18 protein-coding genes and 1 tRNA gene are annotated in these 19,551 nt (G+C 62.7%); 4 read left to right on the plus strand and 15 right to left on the minus strand.

Annotation, left to right across the window (positions count from 1 at the left end; all coding sequences use genetic code 11):
* Position 1 precedes the first annotated feature (1 nt).
* The 4 genes from pstA to NKI69_RS20425 form a co-directional block, all read right to left on the minus strand.
* Positions 2 to 1,318, minus strand: coding sequence for a phosphate ABC transporter permease PstA (gene pstA / locus NKI69_RS20410; protein WP_023810984.1), 1,317 nt, complete (start codon positions 1,316 to 1,318; stop codon positions 2 to 4).
* On the minus strand, positions 1,315 to 2,778 hold the full coding sequence (gene pstC / locus NKI69_RS20415; protein WP_352722437.1) for a phosphate ABC transporter permease subunit PstC: 1,464 nt from the start codon (positions 2,776 to 2,778) through the stop codon (positions 1,315 to 1,317). Before pstC ends, pstA begins: the two co-directional genes overlap by 4 nt.
* 95 nt (positions 2,779 to 2,873) lie before the next feature.
* Positions 2,874 to 3,902: a PstS family phosphate ABC transporter substrate-binding protein gene (locus NKI69_RS20420; RefSeq protein WP_023810982.1), complete on the minus strand. Its 1,029-nt coding sequence runs from the start codon at positions 3,900 to 3,902 to the stop codon at positions 2,874 to 2,876.
* Between the two features lie 509 nt (positions 3,903 to 4,411).
* Positions 4,412 to 8,971, minus strand: a complete 4,560-nt coding sequence (locus NKI69_RS20425) for a PAS domain-containing protein (protein ID WP_352722438.1) — start codon at positions 8,969 to 8,971, stop codon at positions 4,412 to 4,414.
* Positions 8,972 to 9,161: 190 nt separating this feature from the next.
* Here NKI69_RS20425 and NKI69_RS20430 point away from each other — a divergent pair, with 190 nt between their 5' ends.
* Positions 9,162 to 9,512, plus strand: a complete 351-nt coding sequence (locus tag NKI69_RS20430) for a hypothetical protein (RefSeq protein ID WP_027037074.1) — start codon at positions 9,162 to 9,164, stop codon at positions 9,510 to 9,512.
* 73 nt (positions 9,513 to 9,585) lie between these two features.
* Here NKI69_RS20430 and NKI69_RS20435 read toward each other — a convergent pair whose 3' ends face one another.
* Together NKI69_RS20435 and NKI69_RS20440 are read right to left on the minus strand one after the other, a co-directional pair.
* A complete protein-coding gene (locus tag NKI69_RS20435; RefSeq protein WP_013529265.1) occupies positions 9,586 to 9,822 on the minus strand; it encodes a hypothetical protein in 237 nt (78 codons plus the stop codon).
* 124 nt (positions 9,823 to 9,946) lie between these two features.
* Entirely contained in the window at positions 9,947 to 10,861 is a 915-nt protein-coding gene (locus tag NKI69_RS20440; protein WP_128305018.1) for a DUF2865 domain-containing protein, read from the minus strand.
* A 318-nt stretch (positions 10,862 to 11,179) separates the two neighbouring features.
* Between NKI69_RS20440 and NKI69_RS20445 the strand changes: the two genes are divergently transcribed.
* A complete protein-coding gene (locus NKI69_RS20445) occupies positions 11,180 to 11,392 on the plus strand; it encodes a hypothetical protein (protein WP_023810978.1) in 213 nt (70 codons plus the stop codon).
* Between the two features lie 10 nt (positions 11,393 to 11,402).
* Here NKI69_RS20445 and NKI69_RS20450 read toward each other — a convergent pair whose 3' ends face one another.
* The 6 genes from NKI69_RS20450 to NKI69_RS20475 all read right to left on the minus strand — a co-directional run bounded on the left by NKI69_RS20450 (position 11,403) and on the right by NKI69_RS20475 (position 14,799).
* The gene (locus NKI69_RS20450) at positions 11,403 to 11,771 is read right to left on the minus strand and encodes a UCP034077 family protein (RefSeq protein ID WP_128305017.1); all 369 of its coding nucleotides are present in this window, start codon (positions 11,769 to 11,771) and stop codon (positions 11,403 to 11,405) included.
* Positions 11,772 to 12,161: 390 nt separating this feature from the next.
* Positions 12,162 to 13,019: a glutathione S-transferase family protein gene (locus NKI69_RS20455; protein ID WP_352722439.1), complete on the minus strand. Its 858-nt coding sequence runs from the start codon at positions 13,017 to 13,019 to the stop codon at positions 12,162 to 12,164.
* A gap of 22 nt (positions 13,020 to 13,041) precedes the next feature.
* On the minus strand, positions 13,042 to 13,623 hold the full coding sequence (locus tag NKI69_RS20460; protein WP_352677401.1) for a VOC family protein: 582 nt from the start codon (positions 13,621 to 13,623) through the stop codon (positions 13,042 to 13,044).
* A gap of 171 nt (positions 13,624 to 13,794) precedes the next feature.
* Positions 13,795 to 13,869: transfer RNA gene (locus tag NKI69_RS20465), tRNA-Glu, on the minus strand.
* A 90-nt stretch (positions 13,870 to 13,959) separates the two neighbouring features.
* Entirely contained in the window at positions 13,960 to 14,367 is a 408-nt protein-coding gene (locus tag NKI69_RS20470; protein WP_352677400.1) for a VOC family protein, read from the minus strand.
* Positions 14,368 to 14,415: 48 nt separating this feature from the next.
* A complete protein-coding gene (locus NKI69_RS20475) occupies positions 14,416 to 14,799 on the minus strand; it encodes a fimbrial protein (protein WP_352722441.1) in 384 nt (127 codons plus the stop codon).
* A 28-nt stretch (positions 14,800 to 14,827) separates the two neighbouring features.
* On the opposite strand from NKI69_RS20475, the gene NKI69_RS20480 reads away from it, so the two are divergent.
* Both NKI69_RS20480 and rpoH read left to right on the plus strand, forming a co-directional pair.
* Positions 14,828 to 15,868 (plus strand): RluA family pseudouridine synthase, encoded by a 1,041-nt coding sequence (locus NKI69_RS20480; RefSeq protein WP_352722442.1) that lies wholly within the window; start codon positions 14,828 to 14,830, stop codon positions 15,866 to 15,868.
* A 202-nt stretch (positions 15,869 to 16,070) separates the two neighbouring features.
* A complete protein-coding gene (rpoH, locus tag NKI69_RS20485) occupies positions 16,071 to 16,982 on the plus strand; it encodes an RNA polymerase sigma factor RpoH (RefSeq protein WP_013529255.1) in 912 nt (303 codons plus the stop codon).
* A gap of 300 nt (positions 16,983 to 17,282) precedes the next feature.
* Here rpoH and NKI69_RS20490 read toward each other — a convergent pair whose 3' ends face one another.
* The 3 genes from NKI69_RS20490 to NKI69_RS20500 form a co-directional block, all read right to left on the minus strand.
* Positions 17,283 to 18,155 carry an MBL fold metallo-hydrolase gene (locus NKI69_RS20490; protein ID WP_352442029.1) on the minus strand — a complete coding sequence of 291 codons (873 nt, stop codon included), beginning with the start codon at positions 18,153 to 18,155 and terminating at the stop codon, positions 17,283 to 17,285.
* Between the two features lie 147 nt (positions 18,156 to 18,302).
* Complete coding sequence (locus tag NKI69_RS20495) at positions 18,303 to 18,962, minus strand: peroxiredoxin (protein WP_352722443.1); 660 nt, start codon at positions 18,960 to 18,962, stop codon at positions 18,303 to 18,305.
* Positions 18,963 to 19,183: 221 nt separating this feature from the next.
* A complete protein-coding gene (locus NKI69_RS20500; protein WP_023810969.1) occupies positions 19,184 to 19,549 on the minus strand; it encodes a cell division protein ZapA in 366 nt (121 codons plus the stop codon).
* Between the last annotated feature and the right edge of the window lie 2 nt (positions 19,550 to 19,551).

Below are 19,551 nucleotides of genomic sequence, written 5' to 3' on the forward strand. Positions count from 1 at the left end.
TCTACCAGCGCCGCTCGAACCGACGCCGAAGCACGATCGCGGTGATGTTCATGGCCATGAGGAAGACGAGCAGGATGATGATGGCGCCCGACATGCGCTCGACGAAGGCGCGTTCGGCCTCGTTCGCCCACATATAGATCTGCACCGGCAGCGCGGTGGCCGGATCGAAAGGCGTCGTCGGTGGATCGGCGACGAAGGCGACCATGCCGATCAGCAGCAGAGGCGCGGTTTCGCCGAGCGCACGCGCCAGACCGATGATGGTGCCGGTGAGGATGCCGGGCGCGGCAAGCGGCAGGATGTGCTGGAACACCATCTGCATCTTGGAGGCGCCAAGACCGAGAGCCGCCGAGCGGATCGACGGCGGCACCGCGGCAAGTGCGGCGCGCGTGGCGATGATGATCGTCGGCAGCGTCATCAGTGTCAGCACCAGGCCGCCGACGAAAGCGGCGGAGCGCGGCATGCCCAGGAAATTGATGAACACCGCGAGGCCGAGCAAGCCGAAGACGATTGACGGCACCGCGGCCAGATTGTTGATGTTGACCTCGATAAGGTCGGTGAAACGGTTCTTCTTGGCGAACTCCTCCAGATAGATGGAGGCGGCGACGCCGATCGGCAGCGCCAGGAGCAACACGATCACCATCATATAGAACGAGCCGATGATCGCCACGCCCATGCCCGAGGTTTCCGGGCGGCTGGAGGCGCCGTAGGTGAACAGGCCGCTGTTGAAGTGCTCGGCCATCGCGCCCTCGGCCTTGAGCTTGTTCATCCAGGTGATCTGCTGGTCCGAGACCTTGCGTCGCGCTTCCTCGACGCTGAGGTCGATCTGACCCTTGAAAGCCGAGTCGAGATTGGCGGCGGCGAGGATGTTGACGTCGCGCGTCGTGCCGATCACGGACGGATCGGCGGCAACGATGTCGCGCAACTGGACGCGGGCGCCTTCCGACAGGAAGCCCTTGAGCTGCTTGATCGCCGGCTTGTCGTCGGGATTGATGCCGAGCTTGGCCACCAGCGCGTTTTCGGCGAGCTTGGGATAATTCGCCTTGATCAGAACGCTCGGATCGGTTGCGCGCTTGCCGGAAGGATCGATCACCTTCTCGTCGAACGAGATCGGCAGTGATACCGTCGTCTGCCAGAAGGCGGTGTAGCCTTTCGAGACGATGGTGATCAGCATGATTGCCAGGAACGCCAGGCCTACGGAAATCGCCACGACGCCATAGATGCGGAATCGGCGCTCGGCAGCGTAACGGGCCTTCAGGCCGATGTCGCGGCGCGGATGGGCCGCCGCCCTGACCATCGTATCCATGGAAATGTCGGTCATTCGTACTGCTCCCGATATTTGCGCACGATGTAGAGCGCGACGATGTTCATCACCAACGTCAGCGCGAACAGCGTCAGGCCGAGCGCGAAGGCGACCAGCGTCTGCGGCGAATTGAACTCGAGGTCGCCGGTGAGCTGGTTGACGATCTTGACGGTGATGGTCGTCATCGCCTCGAACGGGTTGATGGTGAGGTTAGCGGCGACGCCCGCCGCCAGCACGACAATCATCGTTTCGCCGATGGCGCGCGAGGCAGTCAGCAGGATGGCGCCGACGATGCCGGGCAGTGCAGCCGGCAGGATCACCCGCTTGATCGTCTCGGAGCGGGTCGCGCCGAGGCCAAGCGACCCGTCGCGCATGGCGCGCGGCACCGCGGTTATGATGTCGTCCGAAAGAGAGGACACGACCGGGATCAGCATGACGCCCATGACCAGGCCGGCGGTGAAGATGCTCTGGCCCTGGATGAAGGGCGAACCGCCGGTCAGTGCCGCGGACAGATCGCGCAGGAATGGCCCAAGCGTGACGACGGCGAAGATGCCATAGACGATGGTCGGTATGCCGGCCAGCAGTTCAAGCGCCGGCTTGACCACCGAGCGCACCCTGGGCGTTGCATATTCGGCCATGTAGACAGCCGACATCAGCCCCACCGGCACCGCAACCAGCAGTGCGACGGCGGCGATGTAGAGCGTGCCCGCAAGAAGCGGGATCAGGCCGAACTGGCCCTGGCTGCCGCCCGAACCGGCAGCGGAAAAACGCGGATCCCAGACGGTGCCGAAGAAGAACCTCATCGGCGAGACGCTTTCGAAGAAGGTGATCGTCTGGAACAGCATCGAAAGCACGATGCCGATGGTGGTCAGGATAGCGATGGTGGAGGCGGCAAGCAGCCCCCACAGCATCAGCCTCTCGACATTGTTGCGTGCCCTGGCGCGCGGCTCGATCTGCCTGAGCGCATAGAAGGCGCCGGCGATCGAGGAAACGAGAATGACAATGGCGCCGAACAGGCCGAGCCGGTCCTGGACCTTGTTCGCCTCGACGGCGATCGGGATCATGTAATCCTGCGTGTCGCTCGCCAGTGCCACACCCTTGGCGGCGAGCAGCGGCTGCAGCTCGGCAAAGCTGGCAGGCATTGCGGCCAGTGTGCCCGCATCGAGTTTGCGCAGGCCCCTGGCGAGGCTCTTTACCAGGCTGACGTCCAGTGCCTCACTGGCAACCTTGCTGTCGACGGTGCGCTCGGGCAAGGCAGCGTGAATGTGTCGGTCCAGATAGATGGAAGACCCGACGGTCCAGACGGCAAGCAGCAAAAGAGCAGGCAGAACGGCGAGCAGGAAGGCCCACCAGCCATGATAGTGGGCGCGCGAATGCGGCTTGACCTTGCCATTGTCCTGGGCCGCGGCACGTTGCCGGCCGATGAAAAAGGCAACCAGGCCGACGGCAACGACGATGGCCAGTACGAGCAAGGACATGGACCCACCCCAAGAGAAATTCTTACGCAGCCGCCGTTGCGGCCTGCGATGAAACCGGGGCGCGGGATTGGCCCGCACCCCGGTTCGGCAGCTGATTACATCGACTTTCCGGCGGCGAAAGCGTCACGCTGGGCCTGACGCTCGGCATCCGGAGCAGCAACGAGGCCGTATTCGGCGAGCGGGCTTTCCGGGCCAACCATCTGGTCGTCAAGGAAGAACTCGACATATTCCTTGAGGCCGGGAACGACGCCCAGATGCGCCTTCTTGACGTAGAAGAACAGCGGGCGCGAGACGGGATACTTGCCGCTGGCGATCGTCTCGGTCGAAGGCACGATGCCTTCCACGGTGGCGACCTTCAGCTTGTCGGCATTGTTCTCATAGAAGGCGAGGCCGAACACGCCGACGCCGGTCTTGTTGGAGTCGATGCGGGCGAGCGTCTCGGTATAGTCGCCATCGATGTCGACGGCCTTGCCGTCCTTGCGGATGGCGATGCAGGTTTTGCCGATTTCCTTGTCGTCGGCAATGCCGGCAGCCTTGAGAGCAGCCTTGTCGCAGCCGGCATCGAGAAGCTTGGTCTCGAACACTTCGCGCGTGCCGTGCTTTTCGCCCGGAATGTAGGCGGCGATGTCCCAGTCGGGCAGCTTCGGATTGACCTGGCTCCACTTGGTGTTCGGATTGTCCACCAGCTTGCCGTCGACGACCAGCTTGGCCGCCAGCGCCTTGTAGATGTCGGCGGGAACCAGCGCCCAGTCCGGGCCCTTGATGTCGGTGGCGAAGACGATGCCGTCATAGCCGATCCGGACTTCCTGGACTTCCTTCACGCCGGCGTCGGCACAGGACTTGAGTTCGTCCGCCTTGATCGGACGCGACGAGTTGGCGATGTCGATCGTGTCTTCGCCGACGCCCTTGCAGAATTCCTTGATGCCGGCGCCGCTGCCGCCGGATTCGACGACCGGGGTCTTGAAGTTGGTGAATGTTTCGCCGAACTGCTCGGCGACGATCTTGGCATAAGGTAGCACGGTCGATGACCCGGCGACCTGGATCTGGTCGCGCGCGGCGGCGAAGCCGGACGTCGCGGCGAGCGCAAGCGCAGCGGCCGACGCCGTATAGAGGAATTTCTTCATGTGGCCTGCTCCTGTTCGGAAGATGGTCTCTCGGCGCTCGTCAGTCGGCACCCGCTGAGGCCAATAGCCTTCGATTATAACAGTCGCATGACAGTTTGATGTCACCCCGGTAACGCGTCATCGGGATGAGCAGAATGCCGCCTGGCCGGCACTCCCGACGCAGCCCGGCTTTGTCACCGGAATCAGGGACTTGCTCGATTCGGTCGAGGCTGGCCGGCGATTTGGAGATCAGCCGGCCTTTATGAAGAAAAGCCGGACGGGAGCGCGTTGCTCTCAGCCAGACGGTGTCGTGGCCGGGCCATCGCCGAAAACAGGTCCGTTGGGGTAGGTTGACGCTGTCTCATGCCGGCGGTCGCTGCTCCCGCCCGTAACTGGGAAGAGCGGAATTCGTATGTCGCCATTGTCTCGGCTGGATGCCGCCTTTCATATGGTGCGATCGCACCATAGTCTTGGCCGCTGACAGGGGCGCGAATCTTCGCCGTATTCCCGGCACTCGGGCAGAGCCGGCCTTATCCGGCGTTGCGCTGCGCCTGCCGGCTGGCGCCGACCCAGCGCTCGACCTTCTCGAGCAACGCCCGGGGACTGATCGGCTTGGGCAGATAGTCGTCCATGCCTGCCTCCAGGCAGCGCTCGCGGTCGCCCTTCAGCGCATGCGCGGTGACGCCGACGATCGGCACATGCGTGCCGGTTTCTTCCTCCAGCCGGCGAATGGCGGCGGTTGCTTCGAGACCGTTCATCTCCGGCATGGAGACATCCATCAGGATCATGCACGGGTTGAGCCGGCCAAAGGCGTCGAGCGCCTTGCGGCCATTGCCGACGATCTCGAAACCATAACCGGTCTCGCCGAGGATCTGGGTGAACACCATCTGGTTCACCTCATTGTCCTCGGCCACCAGGATATCCAGCCTGTCGCCGCCAGCCGCCACCGGTGGCCGGGGGCGAATCGAAGGCGGCTGCAGCAGCGCCCGCTGTTCGGACGGTGCCGAGGGCTGCGGCCGCGCAACATTGCCTGGAGTGGCGTCGGCCGCGAGCGGCTGCGTGTCGCCAGTATTGTGGCGATGCCGCTGGATGGTGGCGACCAGCGTTTCCAGCAGCACCGAAGAGCGCGCCGGCTTGATCAGCTGGGCATCGATGCCGAGATCGCGATAGCTGGTGTTGGCGAGCGACTGGTCGACCGAGGTCAGCATGATGATCGGCGTGCCGGCAAGACCGGCGGTGTTGCGCACGATCCGCGCCATTTCGGCGCCGCTCATTTCAGGCATCTGGTAGTCGAGCACGACGCAGTCGACCGGCACGCCATAGGCCGCGGCGGCGATCAGCACCTTGAGGCCTTCGGCGCCGCTTTCGGCCGCGCAGGAATCGAACGTCCACGATGTCATCTGTTCGGTCAGGATGGCCCGATTGACGGCATTGTCGTCGACGATCAGCACACGCGCACCGGTCACGTCGATCGGCATGATGCGCTGTCCGTTCTGCTGTCCGGCCCTCGGCAGCGTCACCGAGAACCAGAAAGTCGAGCCCTTGCCTTCCGCACTTTCGACCCCGATATCGCCGCCCATCAGCTCGACGAGCCGCGAGGTGATGGCGAGGCCGAGACCGGTCCCCTCGTGTCGCCTCGTCGAAGAGGTGTCGACCTGGCTGAATTTCTCGAACACCAGTTTCAGTTTTTCCTCGGGGATACCGATACCGGTATCGGTGACCGAGATCGTCAGCTTCGTTCCGGTTGGAACGCTCTCGCCGGTGACGTCGACCAGCACATGGCCTTCATCGGTGAATTTCACCGCGTTGCCGAGCAGGTTGGTGACGATCTGCCTGATACGGCCGACATCGCCGACGAACAGGCTCTCGAGCCGAGGCTCGACACGAACGATCAGCTCGAGATCCTTCTCCTTGGCCCGTGTGGACACCAGCGTCGCCACGTCCTCGATCGCCTCGGCCAGATTGAAGGGCGCCGGATCGAGCACCAGCTGACCGGCATCGATCTTGGAGAAGTCCAGGATGTCGTTGATGATGGTGAGCAGCGCATTGCCCGATTTCACGATGATGTCGGTAAACGTCTTCTGCTTCGGGTCGAGGTCCGATTTGGCCAGCAGTTCGGCCATGCCGAGCACGCCGTTCATCGGCGTGCGGATCTCGTGGCTCATATTGGCGAGGAATTCCGACTTGGCGCGGTCGGCGAGCACGGCGCGCTGACGCGCCTCGCGCAGTTCGGCCTCTCGCATCTTCAGCTCGGTTATGTCGGTGGTCGAGCCGATCAAATAGAGCGAGCCATCGGAGGCGATCATCGCGCCCTTGCGGGCGAATTGATGCCTGACGCTGCCGTCGGCCAACGTCACCGTCTCTTCGACCTCCTGGGTTTCGCCGGTGCGCAGCACGGCGAGGTCGCCATTGACGAAAGCCTCGCCATCCGGCCCGAAAATCTCGATGTCGGTCTTGCCGATAGCCTCTTCCTTGCGGAAGCCCGTGAGATCGCACCAGCCCTTGTTGACATAGAACTGCCGGAGATCGGAGCGCTTGGCGTAGATCGATACCGGCACGTTGTCGATCAGGCTGCGGAACACCTCGTTCTCGCGCATGCTTTCTTCCAGCGCACGCTCGCGCGCCTTGACGTCGGTGATGTCGGTGCTCGAACCGACCAGATGCACCGACCCGTCCAGCGTCACCAGGCGGCTCTTGCGCGTCATCAACTGCCGAACCGTACCGTCGCGATGGGTGACGGGTTCCTCGACCTCCTTGACGGCGCCCGTCACGACGACTTGCGTGTCGTCATGGCTGTAGCCATCGGCGTCCTGCGCACCGAACAACTGCCGGTCGGTGCGGCCGATGACATCCTCCTTGGCCAAGCCGGTGATCGCGCACCAGGCCTTGTTGACGAATTCGATGCTCAGGTCCTGCGCCTTGATGAAGGCGGCCACCGGCAACTCGTCCATCACGTGCCGGAACAGGTCGATCTGGCGCATCGAATCGCGCAATGCCGCCTCGCGGCTCTTGATCTCGGAGATGTCGACGCGAACACCGATGAAGGTGCCATCATCGGTCCGCATGTCGTAGACCTGGTACCAGCGGCCGTCGGGGTTATGACGCTCGTAGCAGGAATTGGGCAAGCGGTAGCGGGCGAGGATCGCATCCAGCCAGCGGTCATGGTCGCTGTCGTAGAGCTGGTCGACTTGTGGATCGCCGCTGTTGCGGAAATAGCCGTTCGCATGGCCCAGAACGAGTGCCTCGCGGAATGTGCAGCCGGGCTGCCATGCCGGCTTCAAGGCCGGCAGCGTATCCTGGATCTTGCGGTTGGCGAACACGAACCTGTCGTCGCTATCGTAGATGATCACGGCGGCCGGCAAGGATTCCAGAACGCTGGCGAGATGCTTGCGCGCATCCTGCGCCTCGGTCTCGCGGCGCTTCATGTCGGAAATGTCGAACAGGAAGCCGGCAACATAGTCGCGGCCGCTGGCCATGCCGACGCGGCTCTTCCTCACGATGCGCGATCGGCTGGCGCCATCGACCTCGAAATTCTCTTCCACTTCGTACGGCCGCCCGGTCGCAAGGACCTCACCTTCGCTCTGCTCGAAAAGCGCGACAGCGTTCGCCGGGAGGAAATCGCCGCCGGGCTTGCCGAGCATGGCTTGCGGCGTCTGGCCAAACAGAGCGGCGAACGCCTCGTTGACGAAGACGAAGCGCAGATGGTCGTCCTTGACGAAGATCGGATCCTTGACGGCGTTGATCACCGCCTCCGCCAGCCGCGCCTTCTCCAGCGCGTCGGCAAGTTCGGCCTCCCGGTCCTTCATGTCGGTGACGTCGACATAGGAGATCAGCCGCTTGCCGCCGGCCAGCGGCGCCATCGACGAGATCAGGGTGCGGCCGTCATTGCGCGGGAACTGCCGCGAGGCGGCGATCCCGGCCCTGATTTCCGCCTCGCGCTCTGCCACATGCCGCTGCCATGATGCATCGTCGGCACCAAACGGATCGATGTCGCGGCTGGCGTCCATCAGATCGCGGAAGCTGCAGCCGATCTCGGCGCGCCGGGCGTCGATCTGCCAGAAATCATAGAAAGCACGGTTGATGATCTCCGCGCGCATATTGGCGTCGAGGACGAGGACACCGATCGGCATCTGGTCGACCATGGTGCGGAGACTGGCGAAGGTCTCTGCGATCTTGGCATTGGCGCTTTTGATCTCCGCATCGCGCTGCTTGATCTCGGTAACCTCATAATAGGTCAGCAGCCGCCTGCCCCCGGACAACGCCGTCACCGAGAACATCATCGTCCTGCCGTTGGCATGGACAAATTCGCGCGGCGCGACGGATCCGGCGCGAATCTCGTCGAGGCGGGTGGCGAGGTAGCGCTGCCATTGCTGTTCGTCGATGTCGCCATAGATGCCGCTGCGGCGGTTGAGCTCCATCAACAGGCTGAACGGAGCGCCGACGCTAACAGCGCCGTCCGGAATCCTCGAGAGGTCGCGATAGGCCTTGTTGATGATCAGCGTGTCGAGCCTGGCATCGAGAAGCACGACGCCCATATGCATGGCGTCCATGGTCCGCTCGAGGTCGGCCAGATGCTGGTCGGGCTCGCCGTAGGCCGATGGTCCCGGCCCCGGATCTTTGAAGGCGCCCGCCAGTGCCGTGACGTTGCGGCCGATGCCGCGATAACCGGCAAATCTTCCTTCGTCGTCGAACTTCGGAAAGCCTGACGTCAAGACCCAGCGACAGTCGGCGTTGCCACCCTTGAGTTCGTAGACGAAGTCGCGAAAAGGCCGGTGCGCCTGCAGATCCTCCAGATGCGCGGCGCCACTGCGATCGCCGTTAAGGACCTGGTTGAGGAAGTCGAAGCGGAACCGGCCGAGCACGTTTGCCGGATCGGTGCCAGTGGCTGCCTGGTAGTTTTGCGAAAGCCAGGAGAAGCGCAGTTCGGCGTCGGTCTCCCAGATCCAGTCGGAACCGGCTTCAACGAGTTGGCGAAGCGCATCGTTCGAATCCATGCAAGAGGCGGACGATGATGCATCATCGCCATGCGCAGTGGATCTGCGAGGCTCGCGCTTGCCGCGCGCGCCGATTGTTTCGTTCGCTTCCGCCATGCCGTCCCCACCCCGAAAACCAAGGCCGAACCCTCCTCCGCGGTTCGTCGGCGGAATGTGCCCGAGAAGCATTAAGGATCCGCTAACCTTAACGGTTGGTTAGACAGGATTGGGCGGCAGGGTCTGCTTCATCCGCCCGGTTGTCGGCAGGGTCGAACCCGCTATATAAGCAACGGCAGGGGTATTGCTGATGCTTGGACGGATTGTGCCTTTTTTCATGGGGCTGGCGCTGCTTTTCGGCGGCGGTTGCTCTCGCAGTTATGACGGCACGGTCGTCATCCCGAGACCGCTCGATGTCCGGCGCATCTGGGATCGGCCGCCACCGAATGTCGACTACGGCCAATCCGAGGTCGAAAACGGCGCTTTTCCGGTGGCGCCGCAGCCACCCCGGCGTTTTTCCGAGCGCAAGGTCAGCCATGCCGCACCGAGACGGCACCAGACGAGGTTGCCTGCGTCGGCGTCCCTATCGGCGCCGGCGAAGCCGCTGACCTGCAGGAACGTCAGCGAGCCCGGCAAGAGAGCTCGCATGGTCTGTGATTAGATTGGAGCGGGTCTCTAAAAGCGGGATTCGATCAAACAAAACGCGATCCGCGGATAGCTCGGTTACCCGGCCTTCACAGGGAAGCAGCGCCTTTTTTCGGCTCCTTCGCTCCGAGCTTGTCGAGTGCAAGACGAACCTGACGCAGATCTTCCTGCCAACCGTCATCGTCGTCCATTGGACCCTCCGAGGCAGCCCGCTGCAACCCACGCGCCTCGGATTCGATCTCGCGCAGTTCGGCGATTTTCTGTTCGGTGGTCAGCGAGTCGTCCTCGACGATCTCCAGCACCCGCATTTCCCTGAACGTAGCCACGGCGTTCCTCCCGGCTGATGTCGATCACAACGCCGTGAGTGCCCCTCTGTTCCAGAGGGATCGCGCAACCGCATCGCAGCACGCACGCCGCCACCGGTGATCGCCGATCGGGGAAGACCGGCGATCATTCGGCCGGGAAAAATGCCGGGCCGACCACGCGCACCGGCCGCTCGCCGGCCTCGATCGAAAGGTGCTGGGCCGCACCTGGGGCTTCGGCATCGATCCCGGCGACGGCCGCAACCGTGCCGAGATCCGGCTTCGCCGTCGGCAGCGGAATAATGGCGTTGCGCATGTTGGCGGGCGTCACGGTCCTGGCTCGCAGTTCGGTGACCCGCTGGTAGTAGCGCTTGACGTCGCATGCCTTGAAATTCGCATCATCGCGATATCTGAAGGCTGCCGGCAGCTCGGTATAGGGTTTGCGCGTGTCGAGCGCGGTCATCTGGTCGGTTTCGAGGCTGGCGTCGCTCAACGTGTAGAGGTCGACGCTGGGGTCATCGCAGATGTAACGGCATTGATCGACCGTCTCCTTAAGATCGCCACTGGCGGCGAACTGCGACTTTGGCGCCGGGAAGAAATACCCGTCCGACAGACGCACGCAAAACAGCATCGCATTGCCGGCGAACGTGGTGGTCGCCGATTGGGTGCTGGGCGCGGCGCGCACAGGCCGTTGCTTTGCTGAAGGCGCACAGCCAAGCGCGACGAGGCGCGCCTGCAGGCCCGCTGTGTCGCGGCCCGAATTCCCGGCGGCAGCGATCCGGCGCTGCACATCCGAGCGGCTCCTGGCGAGATCGGCGCAGGCGTTGAAGAGACCACCAAGCGAACTTTTCGCCGTGCACTGGCGCTGTCTCTCGATAGTCTGGATGGCTGCAAGTTGCCGGCGCAACGGGGCAAGCTCCGGGCTTGCCCCGCCGCTGCGGCCAGCCGAAAGCAACTGGCTTCTGATCGCGCCGCAGCTGTCCGCGTAGGACGAAAGCGTACCGAACAAAACTGCCGCCAGTGAAATAAATGCGATCACCATGGAAGGCCAGAAACGGATCATCGGGACAACTTGGTCCTTTTTGCGGAGAACCTGGAATTTAGAGCCCATGACTTCAGCAAGCTTCAGCTACATGAGTAATTTCTAATAATCTAAAGAGTTTCAACCTGAAGGACCTATTGTCTATTGTACTACGTTACCTCATGTAAATTCGATATTACATTTTTATTTCAAGATTGAGACGAACCTCGAAAGAAAGCGCAAGCCTGACCGTGGCCGAGGATTTGCAACGCAACGGACCGAGATCAATGCGCCATTATCGCCAGGCGTTCGAAACCTTTGCCGGGCCTTCCGCGTTGAAGGACCAAAGGGAGATTGCAGATGTCGATCCACTTCACCGTCTCGGACCTGACAAGAAACCTGTTTCACTCGCTGGGGCTGGACCAGCGCGCGCCAAGGCCACTCAATCCCGAGCAGAGCCTGTTGCTGGAATGCTATCTGGCCGGCCAGGTTCCTGAATCAGCCTGGAGCGACTACGTCTTCGAGACGCCCGATCTTGCCCGGCATGCCGAGGCAAGGCGCAGTCACCACTGAGCGGCAGCGCCTATTTTGGAGAAGCGAATTGCAATGTGAACACGTTGCCGGCGATCCCTTGCGCCAGCTTCGCTGAGAAGGTCAGGGGCAGACAATTCTGCAGGGCGGTTGTCGCGGCGTCGACAAACGATTTCTTCGCCATGGCACCGCCTTCCACCTTGATGGCTGTCGGCCTCGGTGGGCCGATTAGCGTGCCGTCCCGCTTGAAGCTGAAGCTCAAGGTGACGCTGGCGGTTCCGGCATCCGCCGGCGGTGTCCAGCATGCCTGAATGGCGGTCCCGACATCGTTCATTGTGTTCAGTTCAGCCGCATTTGAAGGATGAACAGCACTCGCCAGCATCACACCCACAACCGCAACCCGCTTCGCAACGCTTTTCATCGCCAGCCCTCATTTCGCGCCTGACCGACAATCCATGCCGGACTGCCGAAATGGATGGTAGGGTCAACGCCGGCGATGACAATATCTCTCCGCAAAAGTTGACGCCAAAAAAGCGACAGCGGCCGAGGCTTGCGTGGCCTGATCGCTGCTCGATCGCGCCCGGCGATAGAGCAATTCCAGGAAAAGTGTGAAACGGTTTTCCCGGGGAAAGCGCATGGCGCTTCCCTTGGGAATTGCGTTGAACAAAGAGACCGCGTGCGAAAGCAAAAAGGCCGGCATTGCGCCGACCTTTCCTATCGCTACGACGTTCTGCGCCAGTACATCCGTGGTCGCGGGCCGAAAGCGAATTGCCCCGCAGTAGACAGGGCTTTGGTTAACGCATCCTTAACCTCAGGCCTTGGCCTGCGACTTCACATGCGCGATATAGCCGCGCACGTCGCCGGCCGGCTCGCTATAGGCCTTGCCGAGCGTCTTCTCGATCGCCGCCACATAGTCCTTCGCCCATCGGGGCAAGGAATAGTCGACGACGGCCAGGAATTCGAGCGTCGCCGCCAGCCGGATATCGGCGATCGAAGGATGCTTGCCGCCGATGAACGGCTTGCCGTCCCTGAAGAAGCTGTGGAAGACCTCCAGCGGCTCGGCGATCGCGGCCATCGCCGCCTTCTGGGCCTCCGACTTCCTGTCGGGGTGCGCGTCGCTGTGGCCGACCTCGCCGGCATAATGCGGGAAGCCGAGCGCCGGGTAGGTGGCGCGCGCCACATAGGGGTAGAGCGTGCCGATCAGGTAGAACATGGCGCTGTCGACCATCGCCCGCTTGGCCGGCGCCTTCGGATAGAATTTCTCCAGTCCGTGCTTGTTGGCGAGATACTGCATGATGGCGCAGCTTTCCCACAGCACGCCTCTGGGGAGGCTCTTGTCCTCGATCATCGGTGTCAAATGGGCCGGGTTTCGCGCCATGAACTCCGGCGAACGGGTGTGGCCCCAGGCATCCGTCTCGGCATGGTCGAAACCGGCCGCGCGCGCAAACACCCGCACGGTCATGTTGTTGACGCTGGGCTTCAGCATGATGAGCTTCAGCGCCGGCTTCTTGGCCGGCTTGGCCTTGGCCCTGGGCGCGGCTTTTCCCGTCGCCTTCACCGCAGGCCTAACGGCCGCCTTGGCTTTTGGCTTTGCCGCAGCTTTCGCCGCCGGCTTGGCGGCAGCTTTGGCCGCGGATTCCCCGGCAGTCTTCGTCGCTGTCTTGGCCATCTTATTCCTCCCTCTGGTCTGTTCAGTATGGGTTCTTCGCTGCCCGGTCCTCCGACAAGGTTGCGCGGGAACGCTCGACGAGCGCCTGGATCGCATCGGCGAGATGCACTTCCGCGATGTTGTAGTCGCCGCGCGCGACACGGATCTTGTGCGCTTCCATCAGCACGTCGGCATGGGCAAAGCCCGCCGGCGGTTCGAAGCGGTAGGACGCCAACTCGATCAGCAGGCCGAGCGGATCCTCGAAATAGATCGAATCCATGAAACCGCGATCCTTGACGCCGCTGTGCTTGATGCCGCGCTCGTCAAGCCGGGAGACCGCCTGCAGGAAGGTGACGCGCGACACCGAAAAGGCGATGTGGTGAACACAACCCGGATCGGTCGGCGTGCGCCGCTTCTCTGGTGTGCGGCTCTCGTCGGTGAAGATGGTGACCAGCCGGCCGTCGCCAGGATCGAAATAGAGGTGGCTTTCCCTCGGCTTGTCGAGATTGGGCTGTTCGAAGATGAACGGCATGCCGAGCACGCCTTCCCAGAAATCGATAGAGGTCTGGCGCCCGGCGCCGACCAGCGTGATGTGATGGACGCCCTGCGATTGCAGCTTCTGCATTGGCCTTCCTCCCGAGGCATCGACTGCCCGTCCGGATCCGCCCAACACCGGGCGTTCTGCGCGCCGCTGGAGCCGTGCCCGAGGACCCATGACGCGATGCTAATGCAATCGGGCCCACTGCGCCAGAAGCCACGAACGTAGCCAGGATCGAGCGATTGGTGGAGACAAGCTTGGTACGCCCAAGGGGAATCGAACCCCTGTTCCCGCCGTGAGAGGGCGGTGTCCTGACCGCTAGACGATGGGCGCGTTCAAGAACCGGCGATATAGGCTGAGCGCTGGGAAAAAGCAACTGGGCTTCGCCGGCTTTGTCGTATCGGGGAAAAGCCGTGCGCAAGCCTAGCGTTTCGGCTCGATCAGGTCCCAGAGATTGCCATGCAGATCGGCGAAAACCGCCACCGTGCCATAGGGCTCAAAGCGCGGCGCTTCGCGAAACTCGACGCCCTTTTCCAGCATCGCCGCGTGGTCACGGGCAAAGTCGTCGGTTTCGAGGAACAGGAAGACACGCCCGCCGGTCTGGTTGCCGATACTTTTGCTTTGTGCCTCGTCGGAAGCTTCGGCCAGAAGCAGCCTGGCGCCTTGGCCGCTGGCCGGTGCCACAGTGACCCAGCGCTTGCCACCGCCGAGATCGACATCCTCGATGAGCAGGAAGCCCAGCCGCTCGACATACCAGGCAATCGCCTCGTCATAGCTGGCGACGACCAGGGCGACGGTCGCGACGCGTCGACGTTCGGCGAACCCGATCATGCCTGTGGCTTGCTCATTGGCCTGCTGCCGTTCATCGTTGCGGCTCGGTCACTTGTTGCGGATCGCAAAGCGGCCGATCAGGCGTCGCTCGGTGATGTCGTAGACGAAGATCGTGCGGCTGCCGTCGGCAAGCTCGGCATCGATCGAGACACGATTGCCGGACAGCGACTGGCTGACCACCTTGGCCCCGACCGGCAGCACGATGTCGCCGCTGACCGGTTCGCCGGCGGGTGTCTGGATATCGCCGGCCAGCGGCGGGTTCGTCGGCGGTGCATTGCGCGCTTTGTAGACAAGGGCGCCGATCACCACCATAAGGGCGAGGAACAGCAGGCCGAGATTGATCCCGACGAAGCGGACGAGTTTCCTGCGCACCTTTTCGACCTCGGGGTCGAGCGGCTTATCCTGGTCTTCTTCGGCGATCGGGCTGGCCATGGCAAAACAGTTCCGGAACGGTTTTTCAATGAGCGCTCATAGCGAAGAGGCCCCCGAATTGATAGAGGCGGTACCGACCGTGCTGGTGGCGGGCGCGGATGCGGCCGGCCTGCGCCTCGACCAGTGGCTGGCCGCAAGCCTTGGCCCGGACATATCACGCAGCCGCGTGCAGATGCTGATCAGGCAGGGCGCGGTCTCGGTCGACGGCAAACCTGTCGACGAGACCAAGCGCAAGATGGCGCCGGGCGAAAGCGTGTCGGTTACCATGCCGGAGCCGGAGCCGGCGGAGCCGCAGGGCGAGAACATCGCGCTAGACGTGCTCTATGAGGACGACGAGCTGATCGTCATCAACAAGCCGGCCGGGCTTGTCGTGCACCCCGGCGCCGGCAACTGGACCGGTACGCTGGTCAACGCGCTGATCCATCATTGCGGCGACAGCCTTTCCGGCATCGGCGGCGTCCGGCGGCCAGGCATCGTCCACCGCCTCGACAAGGAGACCAGCGGCGTCATGGTGGTCGCCAAGACCGACCGCGCCCACAAGTCACTGTCCGAGGCTTTCGCCGATCACGGCCTGACCGGCGATCTCGAACGTGCCTATCTGGCGCTGGTCTGGGGGATACCGCAAAGGCCGGCCGGAAGGGTCGACGCGCCGCTCGGCCGCGCCGCCGACCGGGTGCGCCGTGCCGTGGTGCCGGAAGGACGCGACGACGCCCGCCATGCGGTCACCCACTTCGCCGTGCAGGAGCGTTTCGGCGAGAGCCAAAAGGAGTTCGCCACGGCCAGCCTGGTCGAATGCCGGCTGGAGACCGGCCGCACCCACCAGATCCGTGTCCACATGGCGCATATCGGCCATCCGGTGATTGGCGACCCCGATTACGGCCAAGCCTTCCGCACCAAAGCCAACCGGCTGCCCGAACCGCTGAAAAGTCAGGTCAAGGCATTTCCCCGGCAAGCTTTGCATGCCTGGCTCCTTGCATTTCGGCACCCCACTACCCATCTAACGATGAGGTTCGAGGCGCCGTTACCGAGGGACATGGAGGAACTCGTCGGCGGCTTCCGCAAACTCTGAGCCCGTCACCAACAAGCCATCAAAAAACCTGACTGACATTGTTCACTTCACCGTGACACACTGTTTCGTGTTGAACAAATGCCTGTCTTTTCTGGTTTTGTTCCTGTATAAGATCTGATGTCGCGGGCGAGCCTTTTGGTGCTCGCGTTCACATGCCCGCCGCGTTTCGGGGGCATCACTCCAATAGAGAGGGGGCGCTATCATGGCCCAGTCACTACCCAGTATCGTTTCCGGCGAAGGCGGCCTCAGCCGCTACCTGGAAGAAATTCGCCGCTTTCCCATGCTGCAGCCGCAGGAAGAGTACATGCTCGCCAAGCGTTATGCCGAGCATGAAGACACTTCCGCTGCGCACAAGCTCGTCACCAGTCATCTCAGGCTCGTCGCCAAGATCGCCATGGGCTATCGCGGCTATGGCCTGCCGATCGGCGAAGTGATCTCGGAAGGCAATGTCGGCCTGATGCAGGCCGTCAAGAAATTCGAACCCGAGCGTGGCTTCCGCCTGGCGACATATGCCATGTGGTGGATCAAGGCCTCGATCCAGGAGTACATCCTGCGCTCGTGGAGCCTGGTCAAGATGGGCACGACCGCCAATCAGAAGCGCCTGTTCTTCAACCTGCGCAAGGTCAAGGGCAAGATCCAGGCGCTCGACGACGGCGACTTGAAGCCCGACCAGATCGCCGAGATCGCCACCAGGCTGAACGTTTCCGAAGCCGAGGTGGTGTCGATGAACCGCCGTCTGTCGGGCGACGCCTCGCTCAATGCCCCGATCCGGGCGAGCGAAGGTGAGTCCGGCGAGTGGCAGGACTGGCTGGTCGACGACCACGAAAGCCAGGAAGAGATGCTGATCGAGCAGGACGAGCTGGAAAACCGGCGCGGCATGCTGTCGGGCGCTCTTGCCGTGCTCAACGAACGCGAGCGTCGCATCTTCGAGGCTCGTCGCCTCGCCGAGGAGCCGCTGACGCTGGAAGAGCTGTCGTCCGAGTTCGACATCAGCCGCGAGCGCGTGCGCCAGATCGAGGTGCGCGCCTTCGAGAAGGTGCAGGATGCGGTCAAGGCCGCCGCCAAGCGCCAGACCCAGGCGCTGCGCACCATCGAGGCACAGCCCGCGGCTTAAAGCCGGCTAAGGCAACAAAAATCAAGGCGGCGCCAGGAAACTGGCGCCGTCTTTTTTGTAGCGGACTGCAATGGTGGTTGGCGAAAGCGAAGGCGACATCCGATCTCCCCCCTTGCGGGGGAGATGTCCGGCAGGACAGAGGCGGGTGTGAAGGATCGCTACTTTCGGCGTCAGTCCACCCAACCGAAGACTGAAGGCACAGCCACAATTAGCTGACAGGTTGGCGGGACAGCACCCCCCTCTGCCCTGCCGGGCATCTCCCCCGCAAGGGGGGAGATTGGCAACTTCGCCAACAGCCCCTCAAAGCCCGTCCAGCGGAAATTTCAGGTACCGCAGGCCATTGGCTTCGGGTTCGGGCAGCCTCCCGCCATTCATGTTGACCTGCAGCGCATGCAGGATCAGCCTTGGCATCGGCAGCGTCCTGTCGCGCGCCTCGCGCAAGGCGACGAACTCGGCCTCGCTGCGCGCGGCGACGAGATGGATGTTGGTTGCCTTCTGTATGGCGACCGTGCTTTCCCACGAGGGCTCGCGGCCGCCGGCCTGATAGTCATGGCCGACGAAGACGCGCGTCTCGTTCGGCAACGCCAGAATGTCCTGGATCGAGCGCCAGAGCCGCGCGGCACTGCCACCGGGAAAGTCCGTCCGCGCCGTGCCGCTGTCGGGCATGAACAGCGTATCGTGGACGAAGGCGGCATCACCGATCACATAGGTGATCGAGGCCAGCGTATGGCCGGGCGAGAACAGCACCTTGACCGGAAGAGTACCCACCTGGAAGGTTTCGCCTTCACCAAACAGCCTGTCCCACTGCGAACCGTCGGCGGGAAAATCCGGCCAGTTGTAAATCGCTTTCCACAAATTCTGAACGTCGACGACCCTGTCGCCGATCGCCGTCGGCGCGCCGGTCTTCTCCCTCAGATAGTGCGCCGCCGAGAAATGGTCGGCATGCGGATGGGTGTCGAGGACCCATTCGACGCTCAGTCCCTGCTCGCTGACGAAGTCGAGCAGGACATCGGCATTCGTCGTTGCCGTAGCACCGGATTTCTCGTCGAAATCAAGGATCGGATCGATGATGGCGCATCGCTTCGTCGCCTGGTCGGCGACGACATACTGGATGGCCCCGGTCGGCTTGTCATAGAAGCCGCTGACCTGCGGCTTGGCCAAAGCTACGTCCAATTCCGGCTTCCCCAACTCTCGGTCGCCAGGAATGATTTTCTCTGACGACACCCGAGAGGAGCATGGTTGTCCGCTCGGGTGCGGCAGTCAAGTATCACTTGGCTCGCAAGGGCGAGAAGGCCAAAGATCGTTCCGAAGCGCCTGGGATCAGGCCGATGGCTGCTTGGTCTTCCGCAGATAGGGCAAAATGGTCTCGTAGGCGCCGAAGCGCTTGATCGCGTCTTCGTTGGAGACAGCAGCGGTGATGATAACGTCCTCGCCCTGCTTCCAATTCGCCGGTGTCGCCACCTGGTGCTTGGCGGTGAGCTGCATGGAATCGACCGCGCGCAGGATCTCATCGAAATTGCGCCCCGTGGTCATCGGGTAAGTCAGCACCAGCTTGATCTTCTTGTCAGGTCCGATGACGTAGACCGAGCGCACCGTGGCATTGTCGGCCGGCGTACGGCCCTCCGACGTCTCGCCGGCACCGCCCGGCAGCATGTCGTAGAGCTTGGCGACCTTGAGGTCCTTGTCGCCGATCAGCGGGTAGCTCACCGAATGACCGGTCGCCGTCTTGATGTCGTCCTGCCACTTGCCGTGACTTTCGACCGGATCGACCGAAATGCCGATGATCTTGACATTGCGCTTCTTGAACTCGCCTTCGAGCCCGGCCATCGTGCCAAGCTCGGTCGTGCAGACCGGCGTGAAATTCTTCGGGTGACTGAACAGGATCGCCCAACCGTCACCGATCCAGTCATGGAATTTGATCGTCCCTTGCGTGGTCTCGGCGGTAAAATCCGGCGCAATGTCGTTGATACGAAGGCTCATGGTACATCTCCCCTGTAAACGGAACCGTCGGCAGCGAGGAACAGCACGCGGCAATCACGCCGACATCAAGCTGTCCCGCCCGGCATCGTTGCATCTTAGCGCAAAAATCGTGGCTGCAAGATAATATGAAACTCTTGTCGGCGGCAGGCGAGCATTTTTATGCTGCCGAATACGCGGCGCGCATATGAGAGCCTGTTGGGCTGGACAGGAAAGGTTCTGCCTCAGGATTTGTTGACCGCCAGCGTCACAGTCAGGTCTTCCATGCGCTGTGCCAGCGCGCCGAGCGCGTTGGTCAGCACGCTATCGCTTTTGTCGGCCTTGGTCAGAGCCTCGTCGCGGGTCTTGCGCAGGGTCAGCACTTCGCTTTCCATGCCCTTGACGCGTTTCTGCAACTCCGAGAGTTCATCCATCACCATGATGCCGGCCATCACGGTCAGCCGCTGATCGCCGATCTCGCCGAACGAGTCCTTCAGGTGTGAAACATAGCGGTCGAAGCGTTCGGCAAGGTCGATCAGATGCTCTTCCTGGCCCTCGTCGCAGGCCATGCGATACTGCTTGCCGTCGATTGAAACCGTGACCTGTGCCATCG

Source organism: Mesorhizobium sp. M0491 (genome assembly GCF_040321265.1).
GTDB lineage: Bacteria > Pseudomonadota > Alphaproteobacteria > Rhizobiales > Rhizobiaceae > Mesorhizobium.

Excerpts from the sequence above, each read along its gene's own strand:
- pstA (WP_023810984.1), bottom strand. The coding sequence starts at position 1,318 with ATGACCGACATTTCCATGGATACGATGGTCAGGGCGGCGGCCCATCCG.
- pstC (WP_352722437.1), bottom strand. The coding sequence starts at position 2,778 with ATGTCCTTGCTCGTACTGGCCATCGTCGTTGCCGTCGGCCTGGTTGCC.
- NKI69_RS20420 (WP_023810982.1), bottom strand. The coding sequence starts at position 3,902 with ATGAAGAAATTCCTCTATACGGCGTCGGCCGCTGCGCTTGCGCTCGCC.
- NKI69_RS20425 (WP_352722438.1), bottom strand. The coding sequence starts at position 8,971 with ATGGCGGAAGCGAACGAAACAATCGGCGCGCGCGGCAAGCGCGAGCCT.
- NKI69_RS20430 (WP_027037074.1), top strand. The coding sequence starts at position 9,162 with ATGCTTGGACGGATTGTGCCTTTTTTCATGGGGCTGGCGCTGCTTTTC.
- NKI69_RS20440 (WP_128305018.1), bottom strand. The coding sequence starts at position 10,861 with ATGATCCGTTTCTGGCCTTCCATGGTGATCGCATTTATTTCACTGGCG.
- NKI69_RS20445 (WP_023810978.1), top strand. The coding sequence starts at position 11,180 with ATGTCGATCCACTTCACCGTCTCGGACCTGACAAGAAACCTGTTTCAC.
- NKI69_RS20450 (WP_128305017.1), bottom strand. The coding sequence starts at position 11,771 with ATGAAAAGCGTTGCGAAGCGGGTTGCGGTTGTGGGTGTGATGCTGGCG.
- NKI69_RS20455 (WP_352722439.1), bottom strand. The coding sequence starts at position 13,019 with ATGGCCAAGACAGCGACGAAGACTGCCGGGGAATCCGCGGCCAAAGCT.
- NKI69_RS20460 (WP_352677401.1), bottom strand. The coding sequence starts at position 13,623 with ATGCAGAAGCTGCAATCGCAGGGCGTCCATCACATCACGCTGGTCGGC.
- NKI69_RS20470 (WP_352677400.1), bottom strand. The coding sequence starts at position 14,367 with ATGATCGGGTTCGCCGAACGTCGACGCGTCGCGACCGTCGCCCTGGTC.
- NKI69_RS20475 (WP_352722441.1), bottom strand. The coding sequence starts at position 14,799 with ATGGCCAGCCCGATCGCCGAAGAAGACCAGGATAAGCCGCTCGACCCC.
- NKI69_RS20480 (WP_352722442.1), top strand. The coding sequence starts at position 14,828 with ATGAGCGCTCATAGCGAAGAGGCCCCCGAATTGATAGAGGCGGTACCG.
- rpoH (WP_013529255.1), top strand. The coding sequence starts at position 16,071 with ATGGCCCAGTCACTACCCAGTATCGTTTCCGGCGAAGGCGGCCTCAGC.
- NKI69_RS20495 (WP_352722443.1), bottom strand. The coding sequence starts at position 18,962 with ATGAGCCTTCGTATCAACGACATTGCGCCGGATTTTACCGCCGAGACC.
- NKI69_RS20500 (WP_023810969.1), bottom strand. The coding sequence starts at position 19,549 with ATGGCACAGGTCACGGTTTCAATCGACGGCAAGCAGTATCGCATGGCC.